Below are 15,363 nucleotides of genomic sequence, written 5' to 3'. Positions count from 1 at the left end.
CCTCGGACGCCATAAAGACGCAGGGCTCGGCGGTGCTCAAGGCCGACTGCCTGATCACGGTCGGCGGCATGGTGCTGAACAATCCAGCGACCACAGTCTGCAAGTCCAACATCACCCGAGCCTTGCCGGCAGCCGATCCTTTCTCCGGCTTGGCGACGCCGACAGCCGGCAACCCTTGCAAGAATGTCAACGGCAACAAGACGTCGCAAACACTCCAGCCTGGCACCTACTGTAGCGGCATGAGCCTCAGCGGCAACGTCACCCTGCAGCCAGGCGTCTACGTCGTGCAGGGCGGTATGAAGGTCAACGCCAACGCGGTCGTCGCCGGCAGCGGGGTAACCATCTTCATGGCAGGCAGCAACACCGTCAGCATGAACGGCAACGCCAAGGTGACGCTGAGCGCGCCTACCTCCGGAGCCTATTCCGGCGTGCTGTTCTACGGCGACAGGACCGGGACTGCGGCACAGAGCACCTTCAACGGCACAGCGGACTCGCTTTTGACCGGCGCCATCTATTTTCCCAGGCAGCAGGTCAACTACCTTGGCAACTTCTCGGGGAACGGTGGCTGCACTCAGGTCGTCGCCGACACTATCCAGTGGTCAGGCAGTACGACGATCAAGCAGAACTGCAAAGGCCTCGGGATGGACGACATTCCGGCGGCACTGTCCGTTCAGCTTGTCGAGTAGCGGGATGGGTGGGCGGACCTTGCGCATTGTCCGGGACAAATCCGGGATAGCCGCCGTGGAGTTTGCCATGTTGCTGCCCGTCCTGTGCTTGGTCTGCCTCGGCATCGCCGATGGCTGGTCCTACGTGACGAGTTACCTGCAGATGCGCGCGGGCGTCAAAACCGCGGCCAATCTCGTGATGGCCGGCGCGTCCAATGACACCGGGACGCAGGCGGTCGCGCTTTCGAGCTGGAACGACAAGCCCGAGGACGCCGCGGTCGTGCTGGTCCGCTCCTATTTGTGCGGCGCCACGGTCGTGGATGAGACCACCATCTGCGGCGGAAAGAAAATCTTCGTCCAGATAACGGCGACGGGCACCTGGGTGCCCCCGTTTAACTTCGGTGTCTTCCCGGACCCGCGCGCGATCAGTCATCAGCAGGTGATCCGTGTCCGCTGAAAGGACCGGATCCAGGTGGCGCCGTGACTGCTCCGGCGCAGCCGGGCTGGAATTCGCCTTGATCGCGCCTTTCCTGGTGATGCTTTTGTTCGGAATCTTCGCCTTCGGCTGGGCCATGAATGCCGTGTCGACCGTCCGCTATACACTGGAAACCTCTTCCCGGGCGCTGCAGCTGAACAACACGCTTTCGCAGAGCGACATCCAGGCCATCGCCACGCAGAAATTGGTGAACCTGGGTCTGAAGAACGTCATTGTGACGATCGCGACCGACCCTGCCAGCGGCGGTTTCAAGATGGCGCATCTGACCGCCAGCTATGCCTTCGTCATCGCTTTCCCGTATTTCGACCAGTATCCGATAAATTACGCCACGACCGTCACGGTGCCCCTGGTTGCCAGCTAGGATACGGCCGGCTTCGTTGAGTTGGCGGCGCCGAACTCAGACCGTAACGGATCGACTGGGAACCATCGCTCGATCTGGAATTGTACTTGCAAGAGGTCGATTCTCTTCGCGGCTGTAGATGCTTAAAGCTCGCTCCTGAGACCTCAGGGATGGACTTTTTCTATGGAACTAAAGTCAGGCTGCTTGCTTGGTCGCGTCCGTGAAAATCACCGAAAACCAGTCCATCAGTGCTGCAACATGCCGACAGGCTATCTCAGTCACCAAGCCTTTGATCTTGCTGGTGATCCCGACAGGAATCGAACCTGTGACCTACAGATTAGGAATCTGCCGCTCTATCCTACTGAGCTACGGGACCACGCGGCCCGACACATAGCCGCTTCGGATCGTTTCGCCAAGAGGCTCGCCCAGGGGAAATCAAGAGGCCGGCCGAACGCAATTCGGCCAGCCTCTTGCGGGATAGGTCAGGCTGCCAGCGCCGTTTCGGCCAGTTTCACCCAGTAGCTCATGCCGTGCGGTATGACTTCGTCGTTGAAGTCGTAGGCCGGATGGTGGAGGCCGGCGGTCTCGCCATTCCCGATGAAGATGAAGGCGCCGGGGCGGGCTTCCAGCATGTAGGAGAAGTCTTCGCCGCCCATCACCGGCTGGATGGCGCGGTGGACCTGGGTGTCGCCGGCGACATTTGCCGCGACATCGCCGGCAAAGACCGTTTCTTCCGGATGATTGAAGGTCACGGGATAGTTGGCGTCATAGTCGACAGTGATCGTCGCGCCGAAGGCGGTGGCTATTCCTTCGCAGATGGTGCGGATGCGCTCTTCCGATTTCTTGGCGATCTCTTTCTTCAGTGTGCGCACCGTGCCGGCAATCTCGGCGGTCTCGGGAATGACGTTGTAGGCGTCGCCGGCGTGGAACTTCGTCACCGAAACCACCACCGCCTCGACCGGATCGGTGCTGCGCGAAGCGACCGTCTGAAGGGCGCCGACCAACTGGCTGGTGATGACGATCGGGTCGATCGTGCCGTGCGGCATCGCCGCATGGCCGCCGCGGCCCTTCACGGTGATGGTGAACTCGGCGGTCGCCGCCATGATCGGACCCGGCCGGATGGCGAACTGGCCCACCGGCAGGCCCGGCATGTTGTGCATGCCAAAGACCCGCGAAATATCGAAACGCTCCATCATGCCGTCCTTGACCATCTCGTTGCCGCCGCCGCCGCCCTCTTCGGCCGGCTGGAAGATGACCGCGACCGAGCCGGCGAAATTGCGCGTTTCGGTCAGATATTTGGCGGCGCCCAAAAGCATCGCCGTATGGCCGTCATGGCCGCAGGCATGCATTTTGCCAGGAATGGTCGAGGCATAGGGCTTGCCGGTGATCTCGTTGATCGGCAGCGCGTCCATGTCGGCGCGCAAGCCGATGGTCGCGCCTTGCCCCTTGCGGCCATGGATGATGCCGACGACGCCGGTCTTGCCGAGGCCCGTCACCACGTCGTCGCAGCCGAATTCCTTCAGCTTCTCGGTGACGAAGGCGGCGGTCTTGAAGACATCGAAATTCAGTTCTGGCGTCTGGTGCAGATGGCGTCGCCAGCCGGCAACTTCATCCTGCATCTCGGCGGCGCGGTTGAGAATCGGCATAATGGTTCCATCTCGCTATTGGAGCAGACGATCTGGCCTGCTTGATTGCAATTGTGATTGCCATGCTTGTTGCCATCTTGGCACTTTGCCATCTTGGCGTCACATAGGGTAAATAGCACCCCAGACAATGTGATCCGGAAATTGAGGGCCGGATCAGGTCATGCTGGCCATCGCGTAACGAAATCTTACGGAGCCAGGGGCGACTACGGCAAGAGGCGATTTCGGATTCCATGATGCGGCACAGCCATATCCTCAAATTACTGCTAACGGGCGGCTTGGCGTTACCCATGCTGGCTGGGCCAGCTTTGGCCAATCCGGTGATCCTGTTCGACCTCAACAGCGGCAAGGTTCTGCAGCACCAGGACGCCTTCAAGCGCTGGTATCCCGCTTCGCTGAGCAAGCTGATGACCGCCTATGTCACCTTCCGGGCGATTGCCGCCGGCGAGGTCCAGCTCGATTCACCGATCAAGGTGACCAAGCATTCGGCGGGCGAACCGCCGAGCAAGATGGGCTTCAAGCCGGGCTCGGTGATGCGGCTCGACAATGCGTTGAAGATGATGCTGGTCAAATCGGCCAACGATATCGCCATGGCCATCGGCGAAAACATAGGCGGCTCGCAGGCCGGATTCGCCGTTCGCATGAATGCGGAGGCGGCGCGGCTCGGCATGACCGGAACGCATTTCGTCAATCCGAACGGACTGTTTTCGCCGGAGCAGTATACGACGGCGCGCGATCTTGCCCTGCTGGTGATGGCGATCCGCAAGGAATTCCCGCAATACGCCCCCTGGTTCTCGATCGAAGGCCTTGCCGTCGGCAAGAAGGCGATCTCCAACTACAATCTCTTGATCGGGCGCTATCCCGGCGCCGACGGCATGAAAACCGGGTTCGTTTGTCCCTCGGGCTTCAACATGATCGGCTCGGCGACACGCAATGGCCGCACGCTGGTCGCGGTCGTGCTCGGCGAAAAATCGGCGATCAGCCGTGCCGAGACCGCCGCCAGGCTGCTTGACCAGGGCTTTGCCATGCCCGACCCGAACTGGCTCACGGTCGCGGCCATGCCTTCCTATGGCGATACCATGTCACCCAACGACATGCATGATGAGATCTGCAAGAAGAAGGCGCCGCACGAGCAGTCCGAGGCGGCTCCGCCGGTGGCCGCGAAGGGCGCCGACGTGCCGAAATCGCCCTATCAGGAAAAGCTCGACCACGTGCCGACGCTGGTTGCCGTGGGCCTCGGCGGCGCCACCGGGCCGGCGCCGAAGGCGATGCTCGACCAGGGCGGCCAGGAATACGCCGATGTGCCGCTGCCGAGCTGGCGGCCAGACATTCCGGCGCCAAAGGGCGCCGAACCGGCCGTGGTGGGCCAGGCAACCGCGGTGCAGGGCGACCAGCTGGTCAAAGCCGCGAACTAGGCGATGGCTGGCTTTCCGATACCCGTCACGGTGGTCACCGGCTTCCTCGGCGCCGGCAAGACGACATTGCTCAACCGGCTGCTCAAAGATCCGGCACTGGTCGACACGGCCGTCATCATCAACGAATTCGGTGAGGTGGCGATCGACCACCTTCTGGTCGAGCAGGCCTCGGACGGCATCATCCAGCTGTCCGACGGGTGTCTATGCTGCACGGTGCGCGGCGAACTGGTCGACACGCTGGCTGACCTCGTCGACCGGCTGCAGACGGGCCGTATCGCCCGTCTCGCCCGCGTCGTCGTCGAAACCACCGGGCTCGCCGATCCGGCGCCGGTGCTGCAGTCGATCATGGCGCATCCCGCCCTGGTGCAGGCCTTCCGACTTGATGGCGTCATCACGCTGGTCGACGCGGTCAACGGCAACGCGACGCTCGACGGCCATGTCGAGGCGGTCAAGCAGGTGGCAGTCGCCGATCGCATCGTGCTGACCAAGGTCGATCTGGCCAGCGATTCCGGCGACGTCGATGCTTTGCGAACGCGAGTCCATCAGCTCAATCCAGGCGCCGTGGTGCTGGAGGCCGGCGACGGCCGAACCGGCGTCGCGGCTCTGTTCGACTGCGGCCTCTACAATCCGGCGACCAAATCCGCCGATGTCCGGCGCTGGCTCGGCGAAGAAGCCGCCCATGAGCACCACCATCATCATCATGATCACGGCGAGCATGAGCACCACCACGATTCCCGCGTGCGCTCCTACTCGCTGGTCCATGACGGCCCGGTGCCGTTTTCGGCGATCGAGATGTTCCTCGACCTGCTGCGTTCTGCGCATGGCGACAAGCTTTTGCGGATGAAGGGCGTCATCGAGCTTGCGGAGGACCCGTCGCGGCCGCTTGTTGTCCACGGGGTACAGAAGATCCTGCATCCGCCGGCGCGGCTACTGGCCTGGTCGGACGGCCAACGCGGCACCAGGCTGGTGCTGATCACGCTCGATATGCCGGAAGATTATGTGCGCCGGCTGTTTTCCGCTTTCACCAACCGGCCGTCGATCGACACGCCGGATCGCGCGGCGCTGGAGAGCAATCCGCTGGCGATAGCCGGGGGCTGATTCTCAGGCTCGCTCTGCGCCGCGTTCGACCAGGAAGCGGTGGCCGCCGGTGACGGCTGACGTTTCAACCAGTTGGTGACCAGCGTCGGCGCAAAAGGCGGGGATGTCGATGACCGCCAGCGGGTCGGTGGTCTCCAGCCAAAGCCGGCTGCCCGGCTGCATTGCCGCCAGGCGTTTTTTCGCCTTGAGAACGGGCAGGGGGCAGTTCAGGCCCTTGAGGTCATAGATCGCGGTGTGATTTGTTTGTTTGTCTTCATGCATGTCTTTGTCCCAAAACCGCTGCGCACTTTTGGGCGACATGCATCGGCAAGGCGAAAAACCTCAGCCGCCGAACATGCCTAGCAGCTTGTTCTTGATCTTCGACATCCGGCTTTCGTCCGCCGGCGGTTCTGCAGGCGCCGCCTCGACGCTCGCAGTGGCGACCGGCTGCTGGGGGGCCTGCTTGGCTGCTTCCTTTTCGGCCAGCGCTTGGGCCTTTGCGGCTTGCTTTTCAGCCAGTGCCTGGGCCTTGGCGGCTTTCGCAGCCTCGATGGCAGCAACCCGCTGTTCCTCGGCCTTGCGCTTGGCTTCCTTCTCTGCGTCCAGCGCCGCCATCTTGCGGCCGGCGGGCGAATCGATGCGCCCCATGCGCGCCGTCTCGGTCAGCGTGCCGTCGGAATTCAGCGACGGCGGTTCGATCGGCACGCGCTCGCCCCGGGCGCGGCGCTTCGACCAGTCGGAAACGATGCTGGCTTCCTTGATGCCGGCAATGGTCGGCTTGGGCGCCGGAACACTGGCCTTGACCGCGCCGGTGAAGGCCGCGTCATAGCTGCTTTGATAGGCGTTGAGTGCGCTCTTCAGCGAATCCGGCTGCGTGGTCGCGGGGCAGGCGCCAGTCGGATCGAATGTCGTGCCCTCAGGCGCCACCTGGTTGAAGACATAGCGCTTGTCGCAGACATCGACCTTCGGCGGCACCTTGGTGATCTCGAAGTTGTCGTAACCGACCTTCAGCATCTTCCAGAACTCATAGTTCGGGTCGTTGCGGTAGCGCGCCATGTTGGCGGCGGTCATGCGGAATGGGAAGGCCTGGATCTGGAACTCGGTCTGGCCGCCCTGGAAGGCATCGCGACCAAAAGCGTAGATCTGCTCGATCTGCGGGTCGGTCATCGAATAACAGCCCGACGACGAGCAGGCGCCATGCACCATCAGATTGGCGCCGGTGCGGCCATTGGCACGGTCATAGGCGTTGGGATAGCCGATGTTGAAGGACAGATGATAGTTCGAGCGCGGATTCATCTGCGACGGGCGGACCGTATAGAAACCTTCCGGCGCCTGGCGGTCGCCCTCGGTGTATTTTGGGCCGAGCTTGCCCGACCATTTGCAGATGTCGTAGCTGGCGACCATCTCGTAGCGGCCGGTGGTCTTGGCCTTCCAGATTTCGAGCTTGCCTTCTTCCTTGAAGATGCGAGCCATCACCGACGAGGTGCGGATCATGCCCTTGGCCTTCATGTCGGCCAGGATCTTGTCCGGCAGCGGCTTGCTGGCTTCCGGCGCAAAATTCTTCATCGAGGAATCGTTGCAGCCGGCAACGCCAAGCGCGGCGATCAGAAGTCCAGTGCGGGCAAGCTTGGTAAACATGGATACGGCTATGTCTTTTTCTCGCGTCACGGCCGGATAGCGCCCGGGCCTGCATGCTGAACACTGACGGACCCTAAGCCCGTTAACCTTGAAAATTCCTTACCGCAAGCGTCGGACGGCGCCCCCCACGGCAATTCGCCCGGTGTCACGGATTTTTTATTGAGCCGAATGCGGCGGCATTTTTGTGGCGAAATTGCTCCTTGACGCCACATTGCGGTGCGCTGCCGGCCAAAATCAGAGGCTGCGGCCCATCGCCAGATATTTTTCGCGGCGCTGTTCGCGAAAATCGGTGTTGGCGCCGGCAAAATCCTTCATCGTCTTGGCGATGAGGTCGCCGGTGGCGGCGATCACCGTTTCGGGCGCGCGCTGGGCGCCGCCGAGCGGCTCGGCAATGATGGCGTCGATGATCTTCATTTCTAGAAGGTCCTGGGCGGTGATCTTCATGTTGGTCGCCGCATCTTTCGAGCGCGTGGTGTCGCGCCACAGGATCGAGGCAGCGCCTTCCGGCGAGATCACCGAATAGATGGCGTGTTCCAGCATGTAGACGCGGTTGGCGGTGGCGATCGCAATGGCGCCGCCCGAACCGCCTTCGCCGATTACAACCGAAATCGATGGCACTTTGAGGCCGAGGCAGGCCGAGGTTGAGCGGGCGATGGCTTCAGCCTGGCCGCGTTCCTCGGCGCCAACGCCGGGGTAGGCGCCGGCGGTGTCGACCAGCGTCAGAAGTGGGATCTGGAAACGGTCGGCAAGTTCCATCAGCCGCACGGCCTTGCGGTAGCCTTCAGGGCGCACCGAGCCGAAATTGTGCTTGAGCCGGCTCGCCGTGTCGGAGCCCTTTTCCTGGCCGATGACGGCCACCGGTTCGCCGCGGAAGCGGGCGAAGCCGCCGATGATCGCCTGGTCCTCGCCGAAATTGCGGTCGCCGGCGAGCGGCGTGAAATCGCTGAACAGACCCTTGATGTAGTCGAGGCAATGCGGCCTGTCGGTGTGGCGCGCGACCTGCACCTTCTGCCACGGCGTCAGCGCCTTGTAGATGTCGCGCAGCGCGTCGCGCACGCGCTTCTCGAGCCGGCTGATTTCGTCGCCGACGTCGACCGCCTCGCCATTCTCGGCAAGCTTCTTCAGCTCGAGGATCTTGAGTTCAAGGTCCTGCACCGGCTTTTCGAAATCGAGGTAATTGTACATTCTTGAGCGGACCGATGCGTCGGAAGGCAAACATCGCGCAGATGTAGGCTCCGCGCGGGCACGTTGCCCTCACATAGCGATATGAGGCCTAGTCGGCAAGCGGATGATGATCGTTGACCAGCCGCACCAACCGCTCTTCCAGCACATGCGTGTAAATCTGCGTGGTCGAGATATCGGCGTGGCCGAGCAGCTGCTGCACCGCCCTGAGATCGGCGCCGTTCTGCAGGAGATGGCTGGCGAAAGCATGGCGCAGCACATGCGGCGAAATTTTCGCCGCCGATATGCCGGCCCGCGCGGCAAGGCCTTTGAGATCGCGGGCAAAGACCTGCCGGGAGAGAAAGCCGCTGTCGCCGGCGGCCGGGAACAGAAACGGGCTGTCGGCGAAAGCCGGCACCGTGGCCCGGGCTGTGAGCCAAGCCCGCATCGCCGTGCGGGCCTTGGCCGACAGCGGCACCATGCGCTCCTTGTCGCCCTTGCCGCGCACCATGAAGAAGCGGTCGTCGCGCTGGGCGACGGTCACCGGCAGGCCGACTAGTTCGGAGACGCGCAAGCCGGTGGCATAGAGCACCTCCACCAAAGCGTGCAGGCGCAGTGCAGCCACCCGGTCACCATTGACGGCATCGCCTGTCTCAAGCGCGGCGCGGTCGAGCAGCCGACCGGTATCGGCCTCGCTCATCGTCTTGGGCAGCGGCCGGCCCTTTTTCGGACTGTCCAGCGTGCCGGTCGGGTCGTCGCCGCGCAAGCCCTCGGCGTAGAGAAACTTGAAGAACTGGCGGATCGCCGACAGTTTGCGCGCCTGCGACGTCGACGCAAAGCCGCGCGCCGCGATATCGTCGAGATAGGCGCAGATGTCGGCTGCGGCGGCAGCGGCAAGCCCGCCGGCAATCTGCTGCGAAGCGTCTTCGAGATCACGGCGGTAGGAAGACAGCGTGTTTGCAGCGGCACCGCGTTCGGCGCTCATCATCTCGAGAAAGGCTTCGATGCGAGCCGCGCTGTTCATGTTCCAGGGGTCAGTTTTGGGTCAGTTTTTCTTGGGGTTCAGCTTTTCCGGTGGAATGCGCACGGTGATTTCGGCTTTTTTCGGCTCGACGAACATCGCCAACGCCACCATCGTACCATAGGCAATGCCGGCAAGAATCATCATCGTCACGACAAAGCGGAACAGTGTCGGCATCAATCTTCGCCCGTCTTCTTGCTCTGCGATTCCAAGCCCTGTGTCCTTATGGGACGCTAATTCCGTCAATTCAAGGACGAAGGGCTCTGCGTGCGAAAGGCGCTGTGCTTGACGCAAACGGGCTTTTGATGTCGATACGCCGGCAAAGACGGCTTAGAAACAGCATGGTCTCATGAACGCGTTACCAGCAAATCCTCCCGGCGATAGCCATGCCGCGCTGCTCGACAGGCTGGGCAGCCGCTCGATCGTCTTTGTCGGCCTGATGGGCGCCGGAAAGACGGCGATCGGCCGCAAGGTGGCGACGATGCTGTCGCTGCCCTTCGTCGACAGCGACCAGGAGATCGAAACCGTGTCGCGCATGACGGTGCCGGAACTGTTCGAACGCTATGGCGAGACCGAATTCCGGGCATTGGAGCAGCGCGTCATCCTGCGCGTGCTGGAGAGTGGGCCGCAGGTGCTGTCGACCGGCGGCGGCGCGTTCATGAATGCGCAGACGCGGGAAGCGATCGCCGGGCATGGCGTGTCGGTGTGGCTGAAGGCCGAGATCGACCTGTTGATGGAACGCGTGTCCAAGAAGCAGAACCGGCCGTTGCTCAAAAGCGCCGATCCGCGCGCCGTGCTCGAGCGGCTGATGGGCGAGCGCTACCCGGTCTATGCCACGTCCAACATCACCGTGCCGACACGCGACGACCGCAAGGAGGTCATTGCGACCGAGGTTGTCGACGCGCTGTGCGGGCATTTCGGCATTCCGGCTCCGACTGCGCCGGGCGAGGTGCGGCTGTGAGCGAACCGGTCACTGTAGAGGTCGGCCTTGGCGAGCGTGCCTATGACATCCTGATCGGCCCCGGCCTTTTGGCGCGCGCCGGCGCCGAGATTTCGCGCCGCCTGCCCGGCACGAGAGCGGCGGTGGTCACGGACGATAATGTCGCGGCGGCACATCTCGACGCGCTGAAGGCCGGTCTGGAAACACGCGGCATCCAGCCTGCCGTCATCACTTTGCCGGCCGGCGAAAAGACCAAGAGCTTTGCCCATCTCGAAGAGGTGGTCGACGGCGTGCTCGCCGCCAAGCTGGAGCGCGGCGATGTCGTCATTGCGCTCGGCGGTGGCGTCATCGGCGACCTCACCGGCTTTGCCGCCGGCATCGTGCGCCGCGGCATGAATTTCGTCCAGATTCCAACCTCGCTGCTGGCGCAGGTCGATTCCTCGGTCGGTGGGAAGACCGGCATCAACAGCCCGCGCGGCAAGAATCTGGTCGGCGTCTTCCATCAGCCGAAGCTGGTGCTGGCAGACACCGAAGTGCTCGACACGCTGCCGATCCGCGAATTTCGCGCCGGCTATGCCGAGCTTGCCAAATACGGGTTGATCGACCGACCGGCGTTTTTCGCCTGGCTGGAAGCGAACTGGGAAAAGGTGTTCGCCGGTGGTGCGGAACGGGCGGAGGCGATTGCCGAGGCCTGCCGCGCCAAGGCCGATGTCGTCGCCCGCGACGAGTTCGAAACCGGCGACCGCGCACTGCTCAATCTTGGCCACACGTTCGGCCATGCGCTGGAAGGCGCCACACAGTATGATGGCGCCCGCCTCGTCCATGGCGAAGGCGTCGCCATCGGCATGGCGCTGGCGCACCGCTTTTCCGCAAGGCTCAATCTGGCCAGCCCGGACGACGCGGCGCGGGTCGAGGCGCATCTTCGCGCCGTCGGTCTACCCTGGCGGATGGCCGACATCCCTGGTGAGTTGCCCGATGCCGAGGCGCTGCTTGGCTTCATCACCCAGGACAAGAAAGTGTCGCGCGGCGCGCTGACCTTCATCCTGACGCGCGGCGTTGGCCAGGCTTTTATTGCCAAGGATGTACCGGCGTCGGAAGTGCTTTCGTTCCTCAGGGAGAACCACCCGGGCCAGGAAAGCCGGTCGCGATGATCAACGAGCCCGGCTGGACCGTCGTCGCCTTCCTTGCCATCCTCATCCTGCTGGTCCTGGCCGTGCGCACGCGCCTGCTTGCCATGTTCGGCTATGAGTTGTCGCGCATCGAGCCGCAGCGCTCGACCCAGGACGAGTTGCGCGGCGCGGTCGACGATTTCCGCCGCGACGGCCAGATGGTGCGAGAGGACCGCGACCGCGTCGGCGGGCTGTTCGATCTCGCCGAGCTCGAAGTCTCCGACATCATGGTCCACCGCACCAATATGCGCTCGGTCAATGCCGACAATGGGCCGGAAGCGGTGGTACGCGAGATCCTGCAAAGCCCGCACACCCGCATGCCGTTGTGGAAAGGCTCTCTCGACAACATTGTCGGCGTGCTGCACGCCAAGGACCTGCTGCGAGCGCTGAACGAGGTCGGCAACGACTTTTCCCGGATCGACGTGATGAAGATCGCTTCGAAGCCTTGGTTCGTGCCCGACACCACCACGCTGCAGGAACAGCTCAACGCCTTCCTGCGCGCCAAGGCGCATTTCGCCATCGTCGTCGACGAATATGGCGAGGTCGAAGGGCTGGTGACGCTGGAGGACATTATCGAGGAGATCGTTGGCGAGATCGCCGACGAGCACGATGTCGACATTCAGGGCGTCAAGCAGGAGGCGGACGGTTCCGTGGTCGTCGACGGCACCGTGCCGATCCGCGATCTCAACCGGGCGCTCGACTGGAACCTGCCTGATGAGGAAGCGACCACCATTGCCGGCCTGGTCATCCACGAGACGCAGTCGATCCCCGAGGAAAAGCAGGCTTTCACCTTCCACGGCAAGCGCTTCGTGGTGATGAAGCGCGACAAGAACCGGATCGCAAGGATCAGGATCAGGCCGGCGGGCGAAGCCTGAGGTAACGAGCAGGCCCGCAACAGGACGCTCTTTGCCGAGCTTATGCCGCGATCTGGCTCGTAGACCGTTCGTGGATTGTCGCACCGGTTTGAGCGTCAACTGCGACCAGGCTGACCTCGTAGCCCCAGAGGCTGCGGACATGGCGGAGCGTCGCGTCACGGCTGGCCCCTTCGAGCACAACACCATCCTTTACCCTGTGTTGCAGCCGCAACTGCCGGTCGCCGAGCAGGTCGACATCAATCACCTGGATGTCCGGCCGATTCGCTCCAAGGTCGTAACCGTGGGCTAGCTGGGCGCGTATCTTGTGATAGCCACGTTCGTTGTGGATCGAGGCGACTTCGAAATGCGGTTGGTCGGCTCCATCGCCAAGCACGAAGAACCGCCATTTTCGGATCAAGCTCGGGCTGAGATACTGGCGGATAAAGGATTCGTCGCGGTGGTTGGCCCAAGCCTCAAGCAGGACCTCGCGCCAGTTGCCATGTCCTGCAATGTCCGGGAACCAGTCGCGGTCCTCCGCCGTCGGCTCGGTCGAAATGCGCTGTATGTCCTGCATCATGTCGAGGCCGAGGGCATAGGGATTGATGCCTGAAAACCGGGGATCGTCAAAGGCCGGCTGGAAGATCACGTTCGAATGGTTGCGCAGGATTTCGAGCATGGCACCTTCGCCGATCCGGCCACGATCGAATAGCATGTTCATGAGCGTATAATGCACGAAGGTGGCGCAGCCTTCATTCATCACTTGAGTCTGTCGCTGCGGGTAGAAATATTGCGCGATGACGCGGACGATCCTGATGATCTCGCGCTGCCAGGGTTCCAGGATCAGGCTGTTCTTCTCGAGGAAATACAGGAGGTTTTCCTCGGGCAGGTTGAGCGATCTCTTGCGCTCCGCCATCCCTTGATCCTCATTGCCGGACTTGTTTTTGTTCTGCGACGGCGGCAGCGTGCGCCACAGATCGTTGTAGGAGCGCTCTTCGTATTCGAGGCGCTCGCGAAGCCCTTCGCGCTGTCGCTCCGACGAGAGCTTTGGCGGCCGGTGGTAGCGGAACACCCCTTGTTCCATCAGCGCATGGGCGGAATCGAGAATGGCCTCCACTGCTGCAAGGCCGTGCCGCTCCTCGCACCGGGCGATGTAGCCCTTGGCGAAGTCCAGATAACCCAGGATTGCCCCGGCGTCGGTCCATTGCTGAAACAGATGATTGTTCTTGAAGAAATGATTGTGGCCAAGCGCCGCGTGGGCCGTCACAAGGGCCTGCAACGCCATGGTGTTTTCCTCCATGAGGTAGACGATGCAGGGATTGGAGTTGATGACCAGTTCATAGGCCAGCCCCCGACCACCCTTACGGTAAAGAAGCTCCTGGTGAAGGAAATGTTTGCCGAACGACCAATGCCGATACATCAGTGGCATGCCGATAGATGAGTAGGCGTCGAGCATCTGCTGGGAGGAGATTATCTCCATCTGGACCGGGTAAGTATCGAGATGCAACTCGTCGACCGCGATCGCCTCGATCTCTTCAAAAGCCCGCGATAATTTCTCGAAATTCCAGTCGGAACCGGAAAACAACAAATTCGTTTCGTTGGCTCGCCTGACCATCTCTCTCTCTCAAGCGCTCTTGATGGACACCGGCTGCCTGGCGAAGAGCCGGTGGAAGACCGGGTAAATATCCGCGGGAGCAGCGATGCGGCTCATCTGGAAGTTGGGCCATTTCAGCTCGATCGTACTGTAGGCGCGCCAAAGCGACGTCCCGTTTTCGGTAGCACCGAATATGTGGCTCTCGCGTTCGTCGATGATCTCGACATAGGCGAAATACTGGCACAGGCGCATGAGCTTGCCGTTCATGAGCTCTATGCATCGCTCGGAATCGGTGGTGAAATTGTCCCCGTCAGAGGCCTGCGCGGCGTAAATGTTCCACTCGCTGGCAGGATAGCGCTGGCCGATAATGCGGTGCATTTCGTCGAGCGCGGTGGAGACGATCGTACCGCCGCTCTGCGTGTTGTAGAAGAACGTGTCCTCATCCACTTCGTGCGCCTCATGGGTATGGCGGATGAAGACGATCTCCGTGCGTTCGTAGCGCCGTTTCAAGAACAGGTGCAGCAGCACGAAGAAGCGTTTGGCCAAGTCCTTTTCGCGTTGGCCCATCGATCCGGACACGTCCATAAGGCAGAACATGACGGCATTGGCATTCGGCACCGGCCGGGCGTCGAAGCGGTTGAATCGGATATCGACCGGATCGACAAAGGCAATTCGCCTGCGCCGTCGCTCCAGCCGGTCAAGCTCGTCGCGTAATTCCGCGATGCGCTGGCGCACCGCCGCGCCGGCCGGGGCCGACTCAAGCGTGACGATTTCCCGGAGGATCGCCTCCAGTTCCTGCTGCGTGGGGCGCCTCAGCGCAATGCGCCGGCCTAGGCTGTTGCGCATGGTGCGGCCGGCATTGATGTTGGTCGGGGAACCGGTTGCCGCGAAGCCGGCCCGGCGCGGCTTGAAGGCAAGGATTTCCTTGAGATTGAGCTTAACCAGGTCGGGCAGTTCGAGATCCTCAAAAAAGAGTTCGAGCACCTCCTCGCGTGACAGCACGAAACGAAAATCGTCTTCCGACGCCGTGTTTCCTGGCGACGACGCCGCGCCGCCCCCATGCGGCTTCGGGAGCAGGTCTCCAGGGGAAAAATGCCTGTTGCCCGGAAGGATGTGTCGGCGCCGTCCGCTGGCCCTGTCATCGTTGAAGCTCGGCTCGGCTGTTTTCCTTTCAGGCATGGGCACGGCGTGCTCGGTATCCACGTCGGCGATCCTGCCAGTGCGGATTTGATCGCGAATGCTCCGCTTCAACTCCTCGCGAGCACGCCTGAGGAAGCGCTGTCGATTGCCAAGGCTCTTGTCCTTGGGGTTCAGGCGACGGTCGATGAAGATCGGCATGGAACCATCCGGCTC

At 62.3% G+C, this 15,363-nt stretch carries 16 protein-coding genes and 1 tRNA gene; 8 read left to right on the top strand and 9 right to left on the bottom strand.

Going from position 1 to position 15,363, the window contains the following annotated elements; all coding sequences use genetic code 11:
- The 3 genes from NKJ88_RS09235 to NKJ88_RS09225 form a co-directional block, all read left to right on the top strand.
- A partial coding sequence (locus NKJ88_RS09235) for a DUF7305 domain-containing protein (protein ID WP_502904741.1) occupies positions 1 to 686 on the top strand: 686 nt, incomplete at its 5' end.
- 4 nt (positions 687 to 690) lie between these two features.
- On the top strand, positions 691 to 1,122 hold the full coding sequence (locus tag NKJ88_RS09230; protein ID WP_023690708.1) for a TadE/TadG family type IV pilus assembly protein: 432 nt from the start codon (positions 691 to 693) through the stop codon (positions 1,120 to 1,122).
- Complete coding sequence (locus NKJ88_RS09225) at positions 1,112 to 1,522, top strand: TadE/TadG family type IV pilus assembly protein (RefSeq protein ID WP_352443962.1); 411 nt, start codon at positions 1,112 to 1,114, stop codon at positions 1,520 to 1,522. Before NKJ88_RS09230 ends, NKJ88_RS09225 begins: the two co-directional genes overlap by 11 nt.
- A 278-nt stretch (positions 1,523 to 1,800) precedes the next feature.
- Here the strand turns inward: NKJ88_RS09225 and NKJ88_RS09220 are convergent.
- Together NKJ88_RS09220 and NKJ88_RS09215 are read right to left on the bottom strand one after the other, a co-directional pair.
- Positions 1,801 to 1,877, bottom strand: a tRNA-Arg gene (locus NKJ88_RS09220).
- A 106-nt stretch (positions 1,878 to 1,983) separates the two neighbouring features.
- Entirely contained in the window at positions 1,984 to 3,147 is a 1,164-nt protein-coding gene (locus NKJ88_RS09215) for a M20 aminoacylase family protein (RefSeq protein WP_023685374.1), read from the bottom strand.
- Between the two features lie 233 nt (positions 3,148 to 3,380).
- On the opposite strand from NKJ88_RS09215, the gene NKJ88_RS09210 reads away from it, so the two are divergent.
- Complete coding sequence (locus NKJ88_RS09210; protein ID WP_023685373.1) at positions 3,381 to 4,559, top strand: D-alanyl-D-alanine carboxypeptidase family protein; 1,179 nt, start codon at positions 3,381 to 3,383, stop codon at positions 4,557 to 4,559.
- Positions 4,560 to 4,562: 3 nt separating this feature from the next.
- Positions 4,563 to 5,657 (top strand): CobW family GTP-binding protein, encoded by a 1,095-nt coding sequence (locus NKJ88_RS09205; RefSeq protein ID WP_023726959.1) that lies wholly within the window; start codon positions 4,563 to 4,565, stop codon positions 5,655 to 5,657.
- Between the two features lie 3 nt (positions 5,658 to 5,660).
- Here NKJ88_RS09205 and NKJ88_RS09200 read toward each other — a convergent pair whose 3' ends face one another.
- From NKJ88_RS09200 to NKJ88_RS09180, 5 genes are all read right to left on the bottom strand, one after another.
- Positions 5,661 to 5,918, bottom strand: a complete 258-nt coding sequence (locus tag NKJ88_RS09200; RefSeq protein ID WP_031355792.1) for a sulfurtransferase TusA family protein — start codon at positions 5,916 to 5,918, stop codon at positions 5,661 to 5,663.
- A gap of 60 nt (positions 5,919 to 5,978) precedes the next feature.
- Positions 5,979 to 7,274: a L,D-transpeptidase family protein gene (locus tag NKJ88_RS09195; RefSeq protein WP_352443961.1), complete on the bottom strand. Its 1,296-nt coding sequence runs from the start codon at positions 7,272 to 7,274 to the stop codon at positions 5,979 to 5,981.
- Positions 7,275 to 7,508: 234 nt separating this feature from the next.
- Positions 7,509 to 8,459, bottom strand: a complete 951-nt coding sequence (locus NKJ88_RS09190) for an acetyl-CoA carboxylase carboxyltransferase subunit alpha (protein ID WP_023685389.1) — start codon at positions 8,457 to 8,459, stop codon at positions 7,509 to 7,511.
- An 88-nt stretch (positions 8,460 to 8,547) separates the two neighbouring features.
- Positions 8,548 to 9,459, bottom strand: coding sequence for a site-specific tyrosine recombinase XerD (locus NKJ88_RS09185; RefSeq protein ID WP_352443960.1), 912 nt, complete (start codon positions 9,457 to 9,459; stop codon positions 8,548 to 8,550).
- Positions 9,460 to 9,480: 21 nt separating this feature from the next.
- Positions 9,481 to 9,633: a hypothetical protein gene (locus tag NKJ88_RS09180; RefSeq protein ID WP_023670666.1), complete on the bottom strand. Its 153-nt coding sequence runs from the start codon at positions 9,631 to 9,633 to the stop codon at positions 9,481 to 9,483.
- A 172-nt stretch (positions 9,634 to 9,805) separates the two neighbouring features.
- Here NKJ88_RS09180 and NKJ88_RS09175 point away from each other — a divergent pair, with 172 nt between their 5' ends.
- The 3 genes from NKJ88_RS09175 to NKJ88_RS09165 are packed head-to-tail and all read left to right on the top strand — an operon-like array spanning position 9,806 to position 12,440.
- The gene (locus NKJ88_RS09175) at positions 9,806 to 10,417 is read left to right on the top strand and encodes a shikimate kinase (protein WP_023670667.1); all 612 of its coding nucleotides are present in this window, start codon (positions 9,806 to 9,808) and stop codon (positions 10,415 to 10,417) included.
- The gene (gene aroB, locus NKJ88_RS09170; protein ID WP_352443959.1) at positions 10,414 to 11,547 is read left to right on the top strand and encodes a 3-dehydroquinate synthase; all 1,134 of its coding nucleotides are present in this window, start codon (positions 10,414 to 10,416) and stop codon (positions 11,545 to 11,547) included. The genes NKJ88_RS09175 and aroB overlap by 4 nt, the downstream gene beginning before the upstream one ends.
- Entirely contained in the window at positions 11,544 to 12,440 is an 897-nt protein-coding gene (locus NKJ88_RS09165) for an HlyC/CorC family transporter (protein WP_023711701.1), read from the top strand. The genes aroB and NKJ88_RS09165 overlap by 4 nt, the downstream gene beginning before the upstream one ends.
- A gap of 40 nt (positions 12,441 to 12,480) precedes the next feature.
- Here NKJ88_RS09165 and NKJ88_RS09160 read toward each other — a convergent pair whose 3' ends face one another.
- Both NKJ88_RS09160 and NKJ88_RS09155 read right to left on the bottom strand, forming a co-directional pair.
- Positions 12,481 to 14,031 carry a SpoVR family protein gene (locus NKJ88_RS09160; protein WP_352443958.1) on the bottom strand — a complete coding sequence of 517 codons (1,551 nt, stop codon included), beginning with the start codon at positions 14,029 to 14,031 and terminating at the stop codon, positions 12,481 to 12,483.
- 9 nt (positions 14,032 to 14,040) lie between these two features.
- Positions 14,041 to 15,348 (bottom strand): YeaH/YhbH family protein, encoded by a 1,308-nt coding sequence (locus NKJ88_RS09155; RefSeq protein WP_352443957.1) that lies wholly within the window; start codon positions 15,346 to 15,348, stop codon positions 14,041 to 14,043.
- Positions 15,349 to 15,363 lie beyond the last annotated feature (15 nt).

Origin of the sequence: Mesorhizobium sp. M0016, from assembly GCF_040324035.1 — a bacterium.
Classification (GTDB): Bacteria; Pseudomonadota; Alphaproteobacteria; order Rhizobiales; family Rhizobiaceae; genus Mesorhizobium.
This window is presented reverse-complemented; position numbering and strand designations above follow the sequence as displayed.